The sequence below is a fragment of the Larkinella harenae genome (assembly GCF_054780515.1).
The window spans coordinates 2484010-2501282 of record NZ_BAAGWE010000001.1 but is presented as its reverse complement, the minus strand read 5'-3'; the positions used below and the strand labels follow the sequence as shown (position 1 = coordinate 2501282).

The following is a 17273-nucleotide window of genomic DNA, read 5'->3' as shown; positions in this document are numbered from 1 at the left end:
TGATTGGCGCCGGTCGCCCGGCGCCGTTGCCATCCGATTTTCGGAAAGAATCGCTCATGAAAAGACCTTTTTTTCTACTCCTTTTCGTCCTTTGCACGGTTTCGCTCCAGGCACAGCAGCTTCGGGCGGGCGCGGCTGTTCGGGTCATTACGCCCAACCCGCTGCTACCCGTTTCCGGTGGCATCAGCACCCCCAAAAAAGCGACGGAGAAAAAGGGCGATCTGTTCGTTCGGGCGTTCGTGCTGGAAAAAGGTGCCACCCGCCTGGCCATTGTTAGTGTCGATAACCTCGGCTGGCCCGCGGTTTTGGGCAACCAATCCCGCGCTTTGATCAAGAGCATTCCACCCGAAAACATTCTGATCGGTGCCACGCACACCCACAGTGGCCCTGATGCCTACGGTTTTCCGGATCCGTCGGGAAAAACCCTGGCCGACTTGCCGTACCTGGAAAAATGCGTCAAGCAAATTGCCGAAGCGGTGGAAGAAGCGGTGACCACCCTGCAACCGGCCCGGCTGAAAATCGCGGTTGGAGAAGCCAAAGGCAAAATTGCCTTCAACTACTACGCCGATGACTTGTACGACCCGCGTTGCGGGGTGATTCAGGCACTGACGGTTTCGGGCAAACCCATCGCAACGCTGGTCAATTACGCCATTCACCCGGAAGTGATCGGTTCCAACCGCGGGATTCTGAGCCCGGATTTATGCGGCCCGTTGTACGACAAAATTGAGTCAAAAACCGGTGGTATGGCCCTTTTCATGAACGGTGCCCAGGGCGGTATGGTCACGGCAGATGTTCGGCGCGAAGGCGGCAAGGAAGCCAACACCTGGGAAGAGTGCATCCGAATTGGAGAATTGCTGGGTGAAGAAGCCCTGCGCATCATTGGTTCGGCCCCGGTATTGGACAACCCTTCGCTGTACTGCGTGGCCCGACCCGTCGAATTTCCGATTGAGTCGGAGATGATGAAGTCCATCATCCGAAAATCGCCGTTAGGTTACGAGCTTTCCAGCGCTAACCGCATCACGACCCAGGTGAACCTGCTGAACATCGGTCCGGCCCAGATTCTGACCATTCCGGGCGAAGCCCTGCCCAACATCGGGTATTACGTCAAACGCCACATGAACACCAAATTACCGTTCCTGTTCGGCCTGACCAACGACGCCTTTGGTTACATGCTGACCAAAGTAGATTTCAAAAGTTTCAAACGCTATGACTACATCAGCCAGACCAGCCTGGGCGAGATGACCGGCGAAATTTACATGGATCAGGCCCTAAAGCTCGTATCCGAAAGTCCCAAAGCCGAGCCCTAAAGAAACCAGGCCTGGCGATACACCATTAAACACCAATATTATGCAAAAACGACTGTCGACCCCTTTGCTAGTACTTATAACCCTGCTGTTCCTTTCCTTCGAGTCCCCGAAAAAAGACCCGGTTACGCCCGAAAATGCCCTTCAGACCTACCTGAACAACGGCGATAAATCGTTTCAGTGGGAGCTGAAAGATTCGTTCGATCTGAATGGTGTCAAAGCGTATAATCTGCTGCTAACCTCGCAGAAATGGCGCGAACACACCTGGCGGCACCAGCTAACGGTATTGGTGCCACAGGACAACAAGTACGACGGCGCGCTGCTCTTCATCACCGGTGGTTCCAACAAAGACGAACAACCGAACTGGAATACCAAAGGGAAAGACGACAAAGTGGTGCAGGGGCTGGCCGGCATTGCGCTGAAAAACAAAGCAATTGTGACCTTGTTGCGGCAAACGCCCAACCAGCCTTTTTACGATGGCCTGACGGAAGACGCGCTGATTTCGTACACCCTTCACAATTTCAAGAAAGATGGCGACTACAGCTGGCCACTGCTGTTCCCGATGGTGAAAAGCGCGGTACGGGCAATGGATGCTACGCAGGAATTCGCGAAGCAAACGCTCAACCACAACCTCAGCCGGTTTGTGGTGTCGGGCGCATCCAAACGCGGCTGGACCACCTGGCTGACCGGGGCCAGCGACAAGCGGGTGGCTGCTATTGCACCAATGGTTATTGACATCCTGAACATGCCCGTCAGCCTAGATTATCAGGTAAAAGTCTGGAAAGACTACAGTGTGCAGATTGAGGATTACGTCAAACTCGGTATTCCGCAAACCGCCCGCACAACGGGCGGCCAGGCCATCAGCACCATGGTCGATCCGTACATGTACCGCAAGAATCTGACGATGCCCAAGATGATTTTCATGGGCACCAACGACGAATACTGGGTGGTTGATAACATCAAAAATTACTACGACGACATTCCGGGCCAAAACCTGATCCACTACGTTCCGAACGCGGGCCACAGCCTGGGCGATGGCAAATCGGCGTTTGAAGGGCTGGGGGCTTTTTTTGGAATGACAATGGCCAAAAAACCGTACCCTGTTTGTACCTGGAAGACGACAAGCACCAAAAAAGGCGTTGACGTTGCAGTCAGCACCACAGCCAACGCGCTGGTTGATGTGATCGTCTGGTCGGCCAACTCAACCGACTCTGATTTCCGGAACGAAACCTGGACCAGCCGGAGCCTGGGCGTAAAAAACAAATCCAGCGTCAACGTTTCCGAAACCTACCCGGCCTCCGGGTACCGCGCCTTTTATGTGGACCTGAAATACGCCGCCCCCAACGGCGGTACCTACACCGAAAGCACCCGCATGTTTGTCACCGACAACGATGAGGTTTTCCTCAAACCCAGTTCCTTTTAATTTCTTTTGCCTAATTCTGGCAGGGGCTTCGGCCCTTGCCAGACACTAACCCCGCTTGAATACAACCCATGAAGTTCCCGCTTTTTAATCCTCTTATTCCGCTCAGCCTAGGTCTCCTCTTTAGTAGTGCCGCCTGCCAGAAAGATGCCAGTACCAACGGCCAAACCGTCAAAGACGTCATGGACGGAGCCGTAACGCGCCTTTACGAAACCCTCCAACCCGCACAACTCGACACCATTAGCCAGGCGTATGTGCTTCAATTTCTGACTGAACCCGAAAAAAAGGTACTGGCCACTCAATACCTGACGTTTGACGTTGATGTACCGGTTACCGTGTCGCTCATGCGGCATCAGGACCAGAAAGTGTTGCCGTTCTGGCTGGAAAACAGCGGTTTCAAAAAAACGGATCTGATTGTCAAAAACGAAGAATACACCTACGAAGTCTGGCAAAAACCGTTCGAAGCCGGAAAAGTGGAGCTGGGCATCAACGGTTTTGACAAACATCGCCCCGTTTATTTCGTCAGTGTAGCCGCTCAGAAACCGGGCAACAACGTCAAGATTACCAACGTATTTCCCACCCACCAAACCCTTAGTACCGTTCGATTGGGGGCCTTTACCTACCACGACTGGAGCGACCTCACCCTAACCGAAGTACCGGAATCGCTGCGCGGACAGACGCTTATCCAGACCATTCGGGGCCGCGCACGCGAAGCTCATCTGGTGGGCGCTTTCCGAAAAACCATCACCCCCTCATCGCCCCAACCCGACCAGATTCTGCAAACCTGGAGCACTGATCCGTCGACAACCCAGGACATTCAATGGCGAACGGCGGCAACGGTTTCGGACGGTCTTGTGCAATACTGGCCAGTCGGCACCACCGATACAGCCTCCGCAAACGCAACGGCTTTTCGGATGGAAGACCGCTTGTTACAGAACGATCGGTATGTGAACCGGTTTACAGCCCAGCTCTCCGGCCTGAAACCCGGCCGTTCGTACGGCTACCGCGTGGGCTCCAAAATCGGTAGCTGGTCAGCACCGGCGACGTTTAAAACCCAGTCTGCGACGCCCGAAGGTTTTTCATTCATCTGGTTTGGCGACACCCACAAATCGCCCGACTGGGGGGCAATGGCCCAGAAGACCCTCAGCCGACACCCCGAAATTGCTTTTTATTCCATTGCCGGCGACCTGGTCAGTACGGGTTTACACCGCAGTGAGTGGGATGAGCTCTGGCACCATTCCGGCGGTATTTTTGCGCAAAAACCGCTGATGCCCATTCCCGGCAATCACGACAGCCAGGACGGTTTGGGAGCCTGGATGTACCAGGAGATGTTTAGCCTGCCGAAAAACGGCCCGAAAACCGCCGACGTGCCAACGGAACAAACGTACGCCTTTACGTACCAGAATGCCCTCTTCCTGATGATCGACGCCACGTCGCCCATTGAAGCACAAACGGCCTGGATCAAGGAACAACTGGCCCGATCGAAAGCCGACTGGAAGTTTGCCTTCTTTCATTTTCCCCCTTACAACTTCGAGGAAGATTACGCCGATATCCGCAAGGAATGGTGCAGCCTGTTCGACCAGTATCACGTCGATATGGTGATGAGCGGCCACGTTCACTACTACCAGCGCACCAAACCGATGTTCGCCGAAAAGCCCGTCTCCTCCCCGGCACAAGGCACGATTTACACGATTTCAATCGGCATTCCGAGTGACCATGAGCACTGGCCGGATGCCGACTATGCCGTACTTCGGTACAAAAACGGCCCCTTTTACCAGCACATGAACATCGACGGCAAAACGCTGACCTATACCGTTTACAATAAGGATGGTCAAGTGAAAGACACGCTGAAAATTAGCAAGTAACCGGATGCGCTATTGTTTTGTATTTTTCGTCTGGGCGGTATGCCAGTTTCCGGCTATCGCCCAACCCCTTATCTCCGCTCATCGGGGTTCAGTGCCCGGCTTACCCGAAAACACGCTCGCAACGTTTCGGGCGGTGCTGAAAATGCCGATCAGCTACCTTGAAATTGACGTGCGAACCACGCGGGACGGACAACTGGTGATTCTCCACGACGGAAAACTCGACCGAACCACCAGCGGATCGGGACCGCTCGAAAACCACACCCTGGCCGAGCTAAAACAGCTCTCGGCCGGAAAAGGCTTTGATGAAGCGTATGGGAACGAACGCATCCCGACGCTCAAAGAAGTCTGCCAGTTACTGCGTGACTGGAATAAAAGCCAGACCCGAAAAGTCAACCTGTATGTGGATTGCAAAGCCGTGGCCCCCAAACCGCTGGTTGATGAATTAGCCGCGTTTGGGCTGCTGGACGATGCGGTTTTCTACGGCTCGGATGCATTGCTGATGTCATTGAAACAGGTGGCTCCCCGCGCCCGGTTGATGCCTTCGCTGCGCACTCCCGAAGAGCTAGCCGTTAAAGTCCAAACCCTGCACCCCTACGCGTTTGACGTACGCTGGTCGTCGCTCACGACCGACCTGGTGCAACAAATTCACGCCCACGGTATTCGGGTCTTTTCGGATGCCCTGGGCTTTTTTGAAAATGCGGAGCAATACCAGAAAGCCGCCACGATGGGTGTCGATGTCATTCAGACGGATTACGTCATGCGGGTCAATCAGGCGTTGCGATAGTCTTGAAAATTCAGGCCTATTCTCTTCGGCTTTATGGGCAGCGTTTTTTTGGATCAAACACAACAGCCGTCACTCAATGACGGAAATTTACTCGCTTTATTTCGTGGCTGAAAAGCCGGAGATCATCCCAACAAATTCCTCAGAATAGGGGTCATTGTCCGACATTTTCTATCTTTGGCCATTTCAGCACAACAACCTGTATCAACATGAAAATTAGAGTGGCAATCTGTCTTCTTTCCAGTGTAGCCCTGATGACTTCCTGCGGAGGAGAACAAAAGCAAAATGAATCGAAAGCGACTACGGATCAGCAGGCCGATGCTCATTCAACCCCACAAACAGATCAATCGGCGTCATCCTTTCGTATTGAAAACATTCCCGTATCCGACCAGGACCTGGGCAACTTTCCTTTTTTCAGTTTCCCGGCCGGGTTGGAAGCCACAAACAAGCCCGTGGAACGAAAATTTGACCGGCTTTTTTTTGCGATAGATGGAAAAATGATGCCCCTGGAAGGACACGTCTGGAAAACCTACGTCTCAGCAGCATCCGGAACGGAGTGGTCACTTCCTTTTTTTGAGAAAAGCTACGACGAAGCCATCAAAGCCGTAGGGGGCGTCAAAATTTTTGACGGCACGATCACCGCGGATGAATACAAAAGATACAGCCCACAGGCGCCTTACCTGGGTGAAGATGGTTCGATCGGCTACACGGAAGAAACGATCAAAACCTATGTAATCCACCGGCCCAAAGATGGTGATGTTTACATCCAGTTGACCGGAAACAACGCCAGTGGCAAGTTGAATATTATTCAGCTCGAAGGATTCAAGCAAACCATCAGCATCCTCAAATCCGACGAAATCAAGAAAGAGCTGGACGACAAAGGCAAATCCATCCTCCACATCAATTTTGATACCGACAAAGCCACGCTAAAGCCGGAAGGGAAAGATGCTGTTACCGAAATCGTAAAAGTGCTACAGGGTGACAACGCTCTGAAACTGGCTATCAACGGGTATACCGATACGACTGGCGACAATGCTCATAATCTGCAACTGTCGAAGGATCGTGCGTTGGCCGTTCTGAATGCCATTGTTTCGGCGGGCATCGACAAATCACGACTGAGTTCTAATGGTTTCGGCTCCGCAGAACCGATCGCCGATAATACCACAGAAGATGGAAAAGCACAAAACCGTCGGGTGGAACTCGTAAAAAAATGAAAAAAAGTCGCATCGAAATGGACCGGCTTTTTTTGCCCAATACTTTAAGCAAACCCGGAACCGGTCGTTAAAAAGCGGTTTGCACGATTTCTTTTGAAAAAACGCTTTCGCCCACGGGCAACCGTAAGAAAAAGGTTGTTCCCACCCCTACGCGGCTCTCAAACCAGAGGGCACCGTGTTGGGCTTCAGCGTATTCTTTGCAGAGGAAAAGCCCTAGTCCGACACCCCGTTCTTTGTTGGTGCCGTAGGTTGGCTGCGCTTTGAGCGAGAAAACGTGCTCTTTGTCTTCGTCGTTGATGCCGCGGCCCGTGTCTTTCACGGTAATCAGGTAATTTTTATCGGTCCGGCCGGCCGCAATCGTAACCAAACCGCCAGGGGTCGTAAATTTAACCGCGTTCCCCACCAGGTTCCGGATTATCAGTTGAAGCATGGCCGCATCTGCCAGGACATGCTGCGATGGATCCACCCGAAAATCCAGCCGGATGTCTTTGTTGGAAGCAAGCGGTTTATAAATTTCAATGATCGATTCCAGACAATGGTAGATGTTTACCGACGACAACGAAACCTTTGTTCCTTTCATCTGGGTAGTCGACCACGACAGCAAATTAAACAGCATTTCCTGCGTATGACTAATACCGTCCAGCAATTCCGCTTCAATCTTTTTTCGCTCCTCCGAATCCAGCTCAACCGCTTTCAGCACTTGGAAATACTGCTGCACTGAAGCCAGCGGGGAGCGTAAGTCGTGCGAAACAATGGAAAACAGTTTGTCTTTCTCTTGATTCAGCCGCTCCAGCACCACCGACCGCTCCTCCACCCGTTTCTGTTCCAGCTTATACGCTCTGGTGAAAAAGAGCGTGCCAAAATAGAGAAAAAGGACGTTGATCAGGTAGGTCGACGCCTGATCAATCGTTTGGGCCAACCGATTCGGGTAGAATTCAACTACGGATTCAGGGTAGAGATACTCAACCGTTAAAAGGCCGAATACCAGCAACGTATTGAATACCGCCCAGTATACCAAATGCCGGGAAGGGGCTGTAATCAGCAGCAGAAACAGGATGATGGTAAACGTAAGCAGCGACGAGCCAATCATCCCGGAGCTGTAAAAAAAGCCTAACCCAAACATGACACTCACCACAATTCCGGCAATCGTCAGGGCCAGCACAAATTTGTTCTGAAACCGGGCCAGGTAGTAAATGTAAAAGCCGATTAGAAAAAGCCCCAGGCAGATCCAGCCGGTTTGTGGTAACCCGACCAGAAAACTGAACACGACATTGTATCCCATCACCAGAATGGTGATGACGCAGACGAAATTAAATATTCGCCCTTCAAGCGAATATTCTTCCGGATTGCCAATCAGTTTTTCTAACGTTCTTTTACCAACTTCCAAACCTGCCCCCTTTTCTGTTTTCTCAGACAAATATAGGGCCAAAATAATCAGGAGAATTAGTCCCCTTTTCAGAATTTTCTGTCGTGTGGTCGGAATGAAATTGTCAATGTGCAGAAACCCGTTTCAATCTCCCAATCGGGTGAGGATCGGGTAACTCCAAAACTGCATCGACCAGTTCTTCCACTACTTCGCCCATCTAGCCCCTTCAAAAAAATCAGTGCCAACGGTTTTTAATCGTTGGCACTAAGTACTATAATGCATCAACCAGACTCTAGCGTTTTCGCTTTGGCCCCTGCGGACGGCTGACAAACCAGCCAATGACCACCAGCGGAATGCCCAGTGTCAGCCACGAAACGAAATCCATCATCCCGTCGCCGACCAGCGCGGCAATCAAACCAATCATGCTCAGCAGGGCCAGCACCAGCGGAATAATCCAGATATGCCAGAAACTACGATTCATAACCCTCTCCTTTCTGCTCGCTGAGCGTCAAAATCTCGGACTCTTCCATTTTCTGGGTACTCTTCGCCATCTGAGACTTTTCCAACCGGGCAATTTTGGCTTTCGTGGCTTTGTTGCGGGCAAACCACAGATACAGGCCACTACCAAGCACCACAATGGTGATGATGTCGAAAATAGCCCAGATGATCTTCAGGGGTAAACCACCGTAATCACCGAAGTGCAGCGGTTGTGAAATAAACAGCGCGTTGACATACCAGGGCATACTGCGCATGTCGGTCAGCTTACCGGTTTTGGCGTCTACCAGCGCGGGCCGGATCAACCGCTCGGTCAGGGGCGTTTTACCTTTAGCGAAGATAGCGTAGTGATGTTTGCTGCTAAATCCGGTGCCCGGATAGGCCGCCAGGTACGGCTCCATGTCGGGATCGGCTTTCCGGGCTACCGCAAACGCCTGATCCAGCGAGCTGAGCTTGCCGGTCAGCGGAGCCGCGTCTTTGTAAGGGGCCGTCATTTCCGACAATTGCCCCAGTTGCCACAGACCGAGCACGATTTCTGACATCGTGTTGATGACACCCGTAAAACCAACCACCGTTGCCCAGGCAATGGTGACCACACCGAGCAGGTTGTGCAGATCGAGCCATTTTAGCCGCGTTGATTTTTCCGTCCGGACCATTCCGAAATCAAACCGTTTCATGATTGGCCCGTACAACATCATCCCGGAAATGATCGCAACCACGAAAAGAATGCCCATCAGACCCAGAAATAGCTTCCCGCCGATGCCCATGAACATATCGATGTGCAGTTGCAGCATCACGTACATGAATCCTTCCTGGTAATTCGGTTCTTCAAGTACTTGGGCAGTTCGTTCGTCCATGATGACGATTTTGTAGTTGTCCGGCGGGGCATCAACGGAATCCGACAAACTCAATGAAACCGTATTGGGCTGGTGTTCGTCCCAGAACAAAAACCGCATCACCTTCGTGGGGTTCGCCTTCAGCCCCGTTTCCACCAGTTTATCCAGGCTTGCTTTGGGCGTGTTGGCGGGCATCTCCGCGGCCAATTGCTTGCCTTCCAGCTCTTCGATTTCCTCGTGGAAAATCAGCGGCAGCCCCGTCAGACAGAGCATCAGCAGAAAAGCCGTGCAGATCAGGCTGGTCCATTTGTGAATCTGGAACCAGGTTTGAATGGTTTTTACGTTGCTCATTGTGTAAAAGATTTACTCGTTATTGGCGCTTTCGTCTGCTTCAATTGCCCACCGGCTTTCTACAAAAACCGTCAACGATCGGGCCAATCCCGCCCGGATTCGCGTCATGAGGGAAGCTGGCTACTGCAATTTGGCAAAGCCCCAGGTAAAGCCTGCGTGCGGGTTGTTGAAGACCTGCGTGGCCTTGGTGCCGTCCAGCACGTAATACCCGTCGATTTTCTGGTCTTTATTCTTTACCCAAAAATAAATCTTGCCGTCAATTTCGGTAATAGCCTGTTCATTGGCAAAGCTGTAATGGTGGAGCGGCATGCCTTCGATTTTTGTTTTCTGCATCGTTGCCATATCCACCACGTAATACTCCCAGATGATTGACTGCAGGTTGCTATAATCGGCTTTGAGCGGTTCCGACGGAAATTCCATGTAGATTTTTCCGCCCTTCACCAGAGCCGTCGAGATAGCGGTCGATTTCTGAAAATCCGTGCCTTTCAATTTCCAGGTACGGTCAAAATCTGTTTCTCCTTTTTTAATCCGGATGACAGCCGCGTTCGTGAACCCGTCGGCCAGGCCGGAGCTGTACAGATAGAGCGCCCCATCATCACCGACGGTCCACATTTTGTTGCCCGACGACCCCCAGCCGATACCCCGCTGGCCTTCGTACTTGATGGTTTTCTCCAGCTTGTCGGTGGCCATGTCGATCACCGCGAACTCCACATAGTTGTACAGATCGTCGCCAAAGCCCTGCTGCGTTTTTGTTCCGTACGAAATACCGGCGTAAAGCTTGCCTTCCTTGGCTGCGATGGTATGCTTGCCAATGGCCTGGTATTCAACGCCCGCTTTTTGCAGGGAAGACAGATCGATTTCGCCCGTGCGCTGCATGGTCGTGGGGTTGAATTTCTGCAATTTGAGCGTTCCCCGGGTTTCGTCCAGGTAATAGCCGCTGGTTTCCGAAACCACCAGATACTGCGTCGAACCGGCAATGAAGCCTTCGTCCTTCATGCTTCCGTCGGCGGTTACGGTGTATTTTTGCAAGCCTACTTCACCCGCTGCATTGGCGCGGTTAAACAGCCATTTTCCAAACGTACGGAACCCGAATGCCTGCGTCAACTGCAAGGATTTCGGCTGAATGTCGGTGATGGTTCCGGAAGGCATTCCGCTGAAAGCCGTCAGGTAGCCCGGTGCCTGAAATTGCACCACATCGGTCATCAACACGTATTTAGCCTCCTCGGTTGGGGTTGGTGTATTGTCGGTATTGTCTTTTGAACAACCGACCAACAGGCCAATTGTCAGGCAGGAAAATGCAATTCGGGTGAGTACTTTCTTCATGATTTGGTTCAATATAAGTAAGCGATTTATTTCAGGATGTAATTCAGTTTCAAATGGATACTCCGACCGGCGTTCTGAATCCGGAAGTTGTCGTACACGGGTTTGTCGAAGATATTTTTAAGTTGCAAACCAATCGAAAACCGGTCATTCACCGGGTTATAAGTGAGTCCTAACGAATGCAGTTGCTGGTTGGGAATGATGTTTGGCGCGTCGAAGCGGGCCCGCCCCCACAACCCCAGAAAGCCCGACGGTTCCAGTGCTTTCGGGATGTAATCGAGGTAGTATTCCCGGACAAACATGAAGTAATAATACATGTTCAGCCGGTCGTGGCCCGCAAACACCCGCGGCAAGGTGGCGTTAAATCCCAGGTTAGCGAAAAAGTATGGCGTGTTGCGTAAGCGCGATCCTTCCAGATTCTGGTTATTGGTCGCAAACAGCCGGAAATCCTGCCAGGTAAAATTCCCATTCGCCCGCAGCCAGCGCGTCAGCGACAAACCGGCATCGGCCTCCACGCCCAGCCCCCGCACGTTGTTTACGTTCTGGTTCTGCGTGAAAAAGATATCAATCGGAACGCGCAGAATCAAATCCCGGGTAATGCGGTAAAAGGTGTTCAGCTCCACGGTATAACGCCCCGGTTTTTCGGTGCGGAAACCCAGGTTGAAGTTCGTACTCCGTTCGGGCTTTAGTTCAAAATTGGAGCGGTGAAAATTCCCGTCGCCAAAGAGTTCGTCCTGTTCCGGCAACCGCGTAGCCACCTCCGCCGACGCCCGAACGAACGAATGGGCACTTACCGAAAACTTGACGGCTTCGGCCACGCCCAACCGGTTACTGGTTGACGAGCGTGGCAGTTCAGCTCCGTAATAATCGGTGTCCGTTGCGCGAACGCTGGAGTGATAAAACTTGGCAATCAGGGTATTGGCGAGCCGGTCGTCCAACCATTTAGATTCCAGCCCCAGAGCCGAAATCAGCTTGTAGTAGTGGGCCGTCGGTGCCAGAATATCCACGCCACTTTTGAACGTAAGGCCCAGCGGGTCATTGCCTTGGCGGGTCATCTTGGCCGATACAATGTTCAATTCCAGCTTATTGCTGTTATTCAACTGGTACGCCAGATTGGTTCGGGCGGTGAAGTACGAAAAACCGATGTTGGCCAGCGAACCGCGCGTGGAAGCTTCTCCGTTGCGCGACGGGCTGGGGCGGAAATTACCGTACCAGTCGTAAATTCCGCGGGCCGTGTCGACCTGCGCAACGTGAATCGTGCTAGCCGTCAGGAACTGATCGACGCTAACTTTCCGAAACGTTTTGCGGTACCGCAGCGTCGGAATAACCGAATATTGCTGACTCACCGAGGCCCCAAACGGTTGTGCCATGGTCGATCCGTACTGATTTTGCCGGTCGATCCGGAACCAGGTCACACCCAGGCGCAGTTCGTCGGCCCAGCGGGTATTGGCAACTCCGCCGTACGCTTCGGCGTAATAGTTGGTAAACCGGTTGTGAAACAACCGTACGGTAGCATTGCTGCGAGCCGCTGTTTCGAGGTCGGTTACGGTTACATTAACTTTATAATTGTTGTCAGAACGGTTTATAAAAGCATCGGCCCCTACGAAATACTTGCGGGTGGTGTCGGAATAAAATACGTTGAGCGACGCCCGGTGCGTATTGAACGACGCAATTTCGTAGGAAGCTTCGGCGTAGCGGTAGAGCGATTTCTTGGTCACCATGTTGACGGCCCCGCCCAGCGCATCAGCCCCCAGTCCGGTTGGCAACACGCCTTTATAAACTTCAACCCGTTCGAGCATGTTGACCGGAACCAGCCCAATGTTATAACCGGCTCCCAGGTAATCCAGCGGAATACCGTCCTTGAAATTTTTGATGGCCCGGTCCTGAAAACCGTTCATCATCAATCCGGCGTTGGACCCCAGTCCTCCCGTTTGCCGAATGCGGATACCCGCCGAACGATTCATCAACTCAACCAGCGTAGACGGCTGTTCCTGAATGGCTTTGGCGTTGATGATTTCTGCTTTGATGGGAAGTTCCTTCGCCTGCTGGGTTTCCGATTTGCCCCGAACCTGCACTTCCGATAACTCGCTGCTTTCTTCTTCCAGGACCAGATTCAAACGAATCGCTTTCTGACCCCCTGAATTCACTTCCTGCTGCAAGGGCCGGTAGCCCATATAAGTGACCTGAATTCGGTAATTTCCCGCCGTCACCCCAGAAAACACAAAACCTCCGTCCGTATCCGTTGTGGTGTATTTTTGTAATTCCACAATACGGACTGTGGCCCCGGGCAAAGCCTCCCCTTTCACAGTCCGAACCGTTCCTCTCCAATCGGTCAAGCGCGTTTGTGCAGCAGCGATGTGAGCAATAAGCAAAAGAAGGAGGAAGAAAAATCTTTTACTCATTGTCTGTCAATAAAGTAGCGATCATTATCTTTGAATTATTAAGACTAATTCTTAATAATTGGCAAAAGTAGCCGTTAATTGTGGGCGGAAACTAACGTCATTTGCAATATTGATGACGCCAGAAGCAGAATTTTATGAAAATTGTATTTAAATCAGGCGACCTTCTCGAATTCCAGCATGTCCGGGAGTATACCGATGGGTATAACGTTCCGGCTGAAATTGGAATGAGTGAATACAAAGGCGAAGCGACGTATCCCGGTATTTACGCCCGCTCACACCGGATTCATCTCAATGGTATTTACATGGCGATGTTTCAGGTTGAGCACGAAAGCAGCTTTACGCAGTTCATCGAAAGCGACTTTCCGTACCTGCAAATGCATTTTGAACTCACCACCGGCGGCTGTCTGTACGAACCCCGGGACCGTTTTGAGCCGGAAACGCACATTACCACCGGTCAGCATTCGTTGCTTTTCTACCCGGTTCTCAACGGGAATCTTACGTACTTTAAAACGTCGCTGGCTGCGAGCGTTGAAATTGAATTATCACTCGATTACCTGCGCCAGCTGTTCCATCAGGACCTCGAATTGCTGGGTGAGTTTGGGGAGAAGATCGAAAAAAATCAACCCGCCCTCATGGGCAACCGAAGTTTTCCGATTACGCCCCGTATGAAGGAAATTCTGGCCGATATGCGCACGTGCACGTACGCCGGAACCCTGAAGCGAATATTTCTGGAGGCCAAAATCTGCGAACTGCTTACGCTGCAAATTGATCAGATCACGGCCGATAAAGCCACGCAACTGAGCTTAAAGAAAAACGACGTGGACAAACTCTACGAAGTGAAAGCGCTGCTGGATCAAAACCTCACCAACCCGTATTCCATTGAACAAATGGCCCGAATGGTGGGGCTAAATCGCACGAAACTCCAGGAAGGCTTTAAGGAATTATTTCAGGCCACGGTTTTCGGCTACCTGACCGACCAGCGAATGGAACAGGCCAAAGAACTTATCCTGGATGGCCGATTTGAAACCATCGCCGAAGTATCCAACCTGATCGGTTACAAAAATCACCAGCATTTTACGGTTGCTTTCAAGAAAAAATTCGGGTATTTGCCCCGGGACCTGAAGCGATAAAAGACAAGCGCGCTTGCTCACAAACAGATCTGCCGCCCTCCTTTTCGGCTACCTCTGCCTTATTCAAACCGCCGATTTGCGCCCTTCAGTTCACCGTGGGAATTGATGGCTACCAGCGTGATGAGCGCCATGAATACCAGGACCAGAGCGAACCCCATTGCCCACCGTTTGGCATACAGACCTCGCCCGGCAAAATCCGGCTTGGCGCGGCCCATGAGCACCGAAATCACCAGCAGATTAACCGCATATAAATATTGCTCGATTCGGTAGGTGCTCAGCAACGCACCGGTTGTCAAAAAACTCAGGACCGTGTATAATCCCAAGTGCCCGATAAAAAACGTCCGGATTTCACGGTAATCGTAATTGACCAATTTCGTCGGTTTGTTTCGATAGAACCATACAAACCAGACCGTACTGGTGAGCAGAATCAAAGCCAGTGCAAGCAACTGAACGCTGCGAACCAGGTTCTGAATGTCACCGAAAACTAGCTGGGAATACGTTTCCTGTAGCTTTTTCCACGTAAAGGTTTGGTCCCAGACCACAAACGGAATAAACAGGGTCAGCACCAGAAGCGGGAACCAGACGCTGCTGCGCTGTTGCCGGTCTTCCACGGGTTCCCAGGTTGAGGTAAATGTACCATAGGCCATCCCCACCCCCCCGCAGAAACCCAGGGTATATTCCATAACGTTCCAGAAATTAAACTTGATCTGAGCGACGTTGCCCATTACCTGCAAAAAATTGCCAAAGGCAAATCCAAAACCGCCCCCCAGGCCGGCAAAAACCGCTACCCGCAAGGCCGAATATTGCTCGGTACGGTACAGAAACCAGGTCAGTGCCAGGGCCATTCCCAAACAGGCGGCCCACATTTCCGAACGCGGGGGCGTCATCAGCCAGCTCCATTCTTCAATCAGAAAAAAATAGGTAATCACCGCGCCAGTCACCATCTCCACCATAAGCTGATTCCAGCGGACGCGCTTTTTGGGCGAGTCGGCCAGGGCCAGTCCGAACAAACCGCCCCCGATAAAACCATACAACCCACCAATCACAAACAGCATCAGCAACCCATAATACACATTCACAAAATCGTTGCCGCGACCATAGCCAACCACCACGCCGTAGCTCATAATGCCACCGATTCCCCAGCCAATGGCACCGGCCAGGGCGACACGAAACACCCGGGCGTACCAATCGCCCCGTTTGGACACCAGCAAGACGGCCAATGAACCAATGGCACCCGCCCAGGCGGCTCCCTGTTCGTGCCCAAACTGGCCACGGATGGCCCAGGCCGTTCCCATCGCCATGCCTGCGACGAGCAAACTGCCATATAATGACTTGGTATTCATAATGGTATAAGGGTTTGGGCGTAATACGTTTCAGGGCGCAAAACGGGCTATTCGTCAGAAATTTTACAACGATCCAATAGCCTGAAACTCGCTGCTGATCGTACTGTACCAAAGCCAGCATACGGTTTTCGGTTGATGAATTCATGCCCTGCAAACTTCTCAATCGTATTTCCGGCCCGATCCCCGACCAACATGAAAAAAACAATAGCGAGTGACCTTCTGGCCATCGACGGTGGCGAAAAAGCCGTTCAAAAAACCTTCCCCTGGCCCATTTACGATGAAACCGACGTACAGGCCGTCGCCGAGGTGGTGCGGAGCGGACGCTGGGGCAACCCCGACTGCGGAGATTATGTGGCGGCTTTCGAACAGGAGTTTGCGGCCTATTGCGGTACTAAGTACGCCGTTACCTGCGTCAACGGTTCGGTTTCGCTTCGGCTGGCCCTGATGGCTTGCGGAGTAAAGCCCGGCGACGAAGTGATCGTGCCGCCCTACACGTTTATTGCAACGGCTTCTACGGTTCTGGAAGTCAACTGCGTGCCGGTTTTTGTGGACATTGATCCCGAAACCTACAACCTTGATCCGAACGCCATCGAAGCCGCCATTACGGAGCGGACCAAAGTAATTATTCCCGTTCATTTTGCCGGGCTGGCCTGCGACATGGACGCTATTATGGATATTGCCCGCCGGAATAACCTGAAAGTTATCGAAGATGCCGCGCACGCGCACGGCGCCGAGTACAAAGGGCGTAAGCTCGGCTCCATTGGTGATGCCGGAAGCTTCAGTTTTCAATCGTCCAAAAACCTGACGAGTGGCGAAGGCGGTATTGTGGTAACCAACGACGAGAAGCTGTACCGGATGATGGCATCACTGCGCAACGTGGGGCGGATGGAAGGTCACCAGTGGTACGACCATTTCAACCCCGGCTGCAATTACCGCATCACCCAAATGCAGGCCATTCTCTTGTCTCAGCAACTCAACCGCCTGGAAGACCAAACGGTTTCGCGAAACAACAATGGCCTGTATCTAAGCGAATTACTAACCAACATCGACGGTATCACGCCCCTGAGCCAGGGTGAGGATGAAGTACGACATTGCTACCACCTCTACATGTTCAAGTACGATGCCGCAGCGTTCGGACAACTTTCCCGCAAAGATTTTGTGGCCCGGCTGGCCGCTGAAGGGGTTCCCTGTTCGACGGGTTATCCGCACCCGCTCTACAAACAGCCGGTTTTTCAAAACAAGAACTTCATGTGTTACGCTATTCCAGAATCGGTAGACTACACCTTGGTCCATTGCCCCGTCGCCGAACGGGCCTGTAGCGAGGAAGCAGTCTGGATTTTTCAGCACGCCATGCTGGGCAGTCGGGATGACATGAAATCCTTTGCCGAAGCCATTCGCAAAATTCAACGGGTTGTTACACAAAGTTGATCCTTGGCCTATCAGGCG

Annotated in this window: 13 protein-coding genes; 7 read left to right on the top strand and 6 right to left on the bottom strand. The window is 52.1% G+C overall.

Translation table 11 applies throughout. The features are described 5' to 3' along the window. Window positions 1-56: 56 nt before the first annotated feature. From ACYVH9_RS10230 to ACYVH9_RS10210, 5 genes are all read left to right on the top strand, one after another. Window positions 57-1307 (top strand): hypothetical protein, encoded by a 1251-nt coding sequence (locus tag ACYVH9_RS10230; protein WP_460636466.1) that lies wholly within the window; start codon window positions 57-59, stop codon window positions 1305-1307. Window positions 1308-1347: 40 nt separating this feature from the next. Beyond that, entirely contained in the window at window positions 1348-2727 is a 1380-nt protein-coding gene (locus tag ACYVH9_RS10225) for a PhoPQ-activated pathogenicity-related family protein (protein WP_460636212.1), read from the top strand. Window positions 2728-2795: 68 nt separating this feature from the next. After that, window positions 2796-4589, top strand: a complete 1794-nt coding sequence (locus ACYVH9_RS10220) for a purple acid phosphatase family protein (RefSeq protein WP_460636211.1) — start codon at window positions 2796-2798, stop codon at window positions 4587-4589. Between the two features lie 4 nt (window positions 4590-4593). Then, window positions 4594-5373 carry a glycerophosphodiester phosphodiesterase gene (locus tag ACYVH9_RS10215; protein ID WP_460636210.1) on the top strand — a complete coding sequence of 260 codons (780 nt, stop codon included), beginning with the start codon at window positions 4594-4596 and terminating at the stop codon, window positions 5371-5373. 206 nt (window positions 5374-5579) lie between these two features. Then, window positions 5580-6584, top strand: coding sequence for an OmpA family protein (locus tag ACYVH9_RS10210; RefSeq protein WP_460636209.1), 1005 nt, complete (start codon window positions 5580-5582; stop codon window positions 6582-6584). A 67-nt stretch (window positions 6585-6651) separates the two neighbouring features. On the opposite strand, the gene ACYVH9_RS10205 is transcribed toward ACYVH9_RS10210, so the two are convergent. From ACYVH9_RS10205 to ACYVH9_RS10185, 5 genes are all read right to left on the bottom strand, one after another. After that, complete coding sequence (locus ACYVH9_RS10205) at window positions 6652-7971, bottom strand: sensor histidine kinase (RefSeq protein ID WP_460636208.1); 1320 nt, start codon at window positions 7969-7971, stop codon at window positions 6652-6654. A gap of 271 nt (window positions 7972-8242) precedes the next feature. Then, entirely contained in the window at window positions 8243-8431 is a 189-nt protein-coding gene (locus tag ACYVH9_RS10200) for a hypothetical protein (protein ID WP_460636207.1), read from the bottom strand. Next, window positions 8421-9632 carry a PepSY-associated TM helix domain-containing protein gene (locus ACYVH9_RS10195; RefSeq protein WP_460636206.1) on the bottom strand — a complete coding sequence of 404 codons (1212 nt, stop codon included), beginning with the start codon at window positions 9630-9632 and terminating at the stop codon, window positions 8421-8423. The genes ACYVH9_RS10200 and ACYVH9_RS10195 overlap by 11 nt, the downstream gene beginning before the upstream one ends. A 120-nt stretch (window positions 9633-9752) precedes the next feature. Continuing rightward, complete coding sequence (locus tag ACYVH9_RS10190; protein ID WP_460636205.1) at window positions 9753-10955, bottom strand: hypothetical protein; 1203 nt, start codon at window positions 10953-10955, stop codon at window positions 9753-9755. A gap of 26 nt (window positions 10956-10981) precedes the next feature. Next, window positions 10982-13354: a TonB-dependent receptor gene (locus ACYVH9_RS10185; protein WP_460636204.1), complete on the bottom strand. Its 2373-nt coding sequence runs from the start codon at window positions 13352-13354 to the stop codon at window positions 10982-10984. Between the two features lie 134 nt (window positions 13355-13488). On the opposite strand from ACYVH9_RS10185, the gene ACYVH9_RS10180 reads away from it, so the two are divergent. Next, window positions 13489-14484, top strand: a complete 996-nt coding sequence (locus tag ACYVH9_RS10180) for a helix-turn-helix transcriptional regulator (protein ID WP_460636203.1) — start codon at window positions 13489-13491, stop codon at window positions 14482-14484. Between the two features lie 59 nt (window positions 14485-14543). On the opposite strand, the gene ACYVH9_RS10175 is transcribed toward ACYVH9_RS10180, so the two are convergent. Then, a complete protein-coding gene (locus ACYVH9_RS10175; protein ID WP_460636202.1) occupies window positions 14544-15827 on the bottom strand; it encodes a hypothetical protein in 1284 nt (427 codons plus the stop codon). A gap of 192 nt (window positions 15828-16019) precedes the next feature. On the opposite strand from ACYVH9_RS10175, the gene ACYVH9_RS10170 reads away from it, so the two are divergent. Continuing rightward, window positions 16020-17255: a DegT/DnrJ/EryC1/StrS family aminotransferase gene (locus ACYVH9_RS10170; protein ID WP_460636201.1), complete on the top strand. Its 1236-nt coding sequence runs from the start codon at window positions 16020-16022 to the stop codon at window positions 17253-17255. Window positions 17256-17273: the final 18 nt, after the last annotated feature.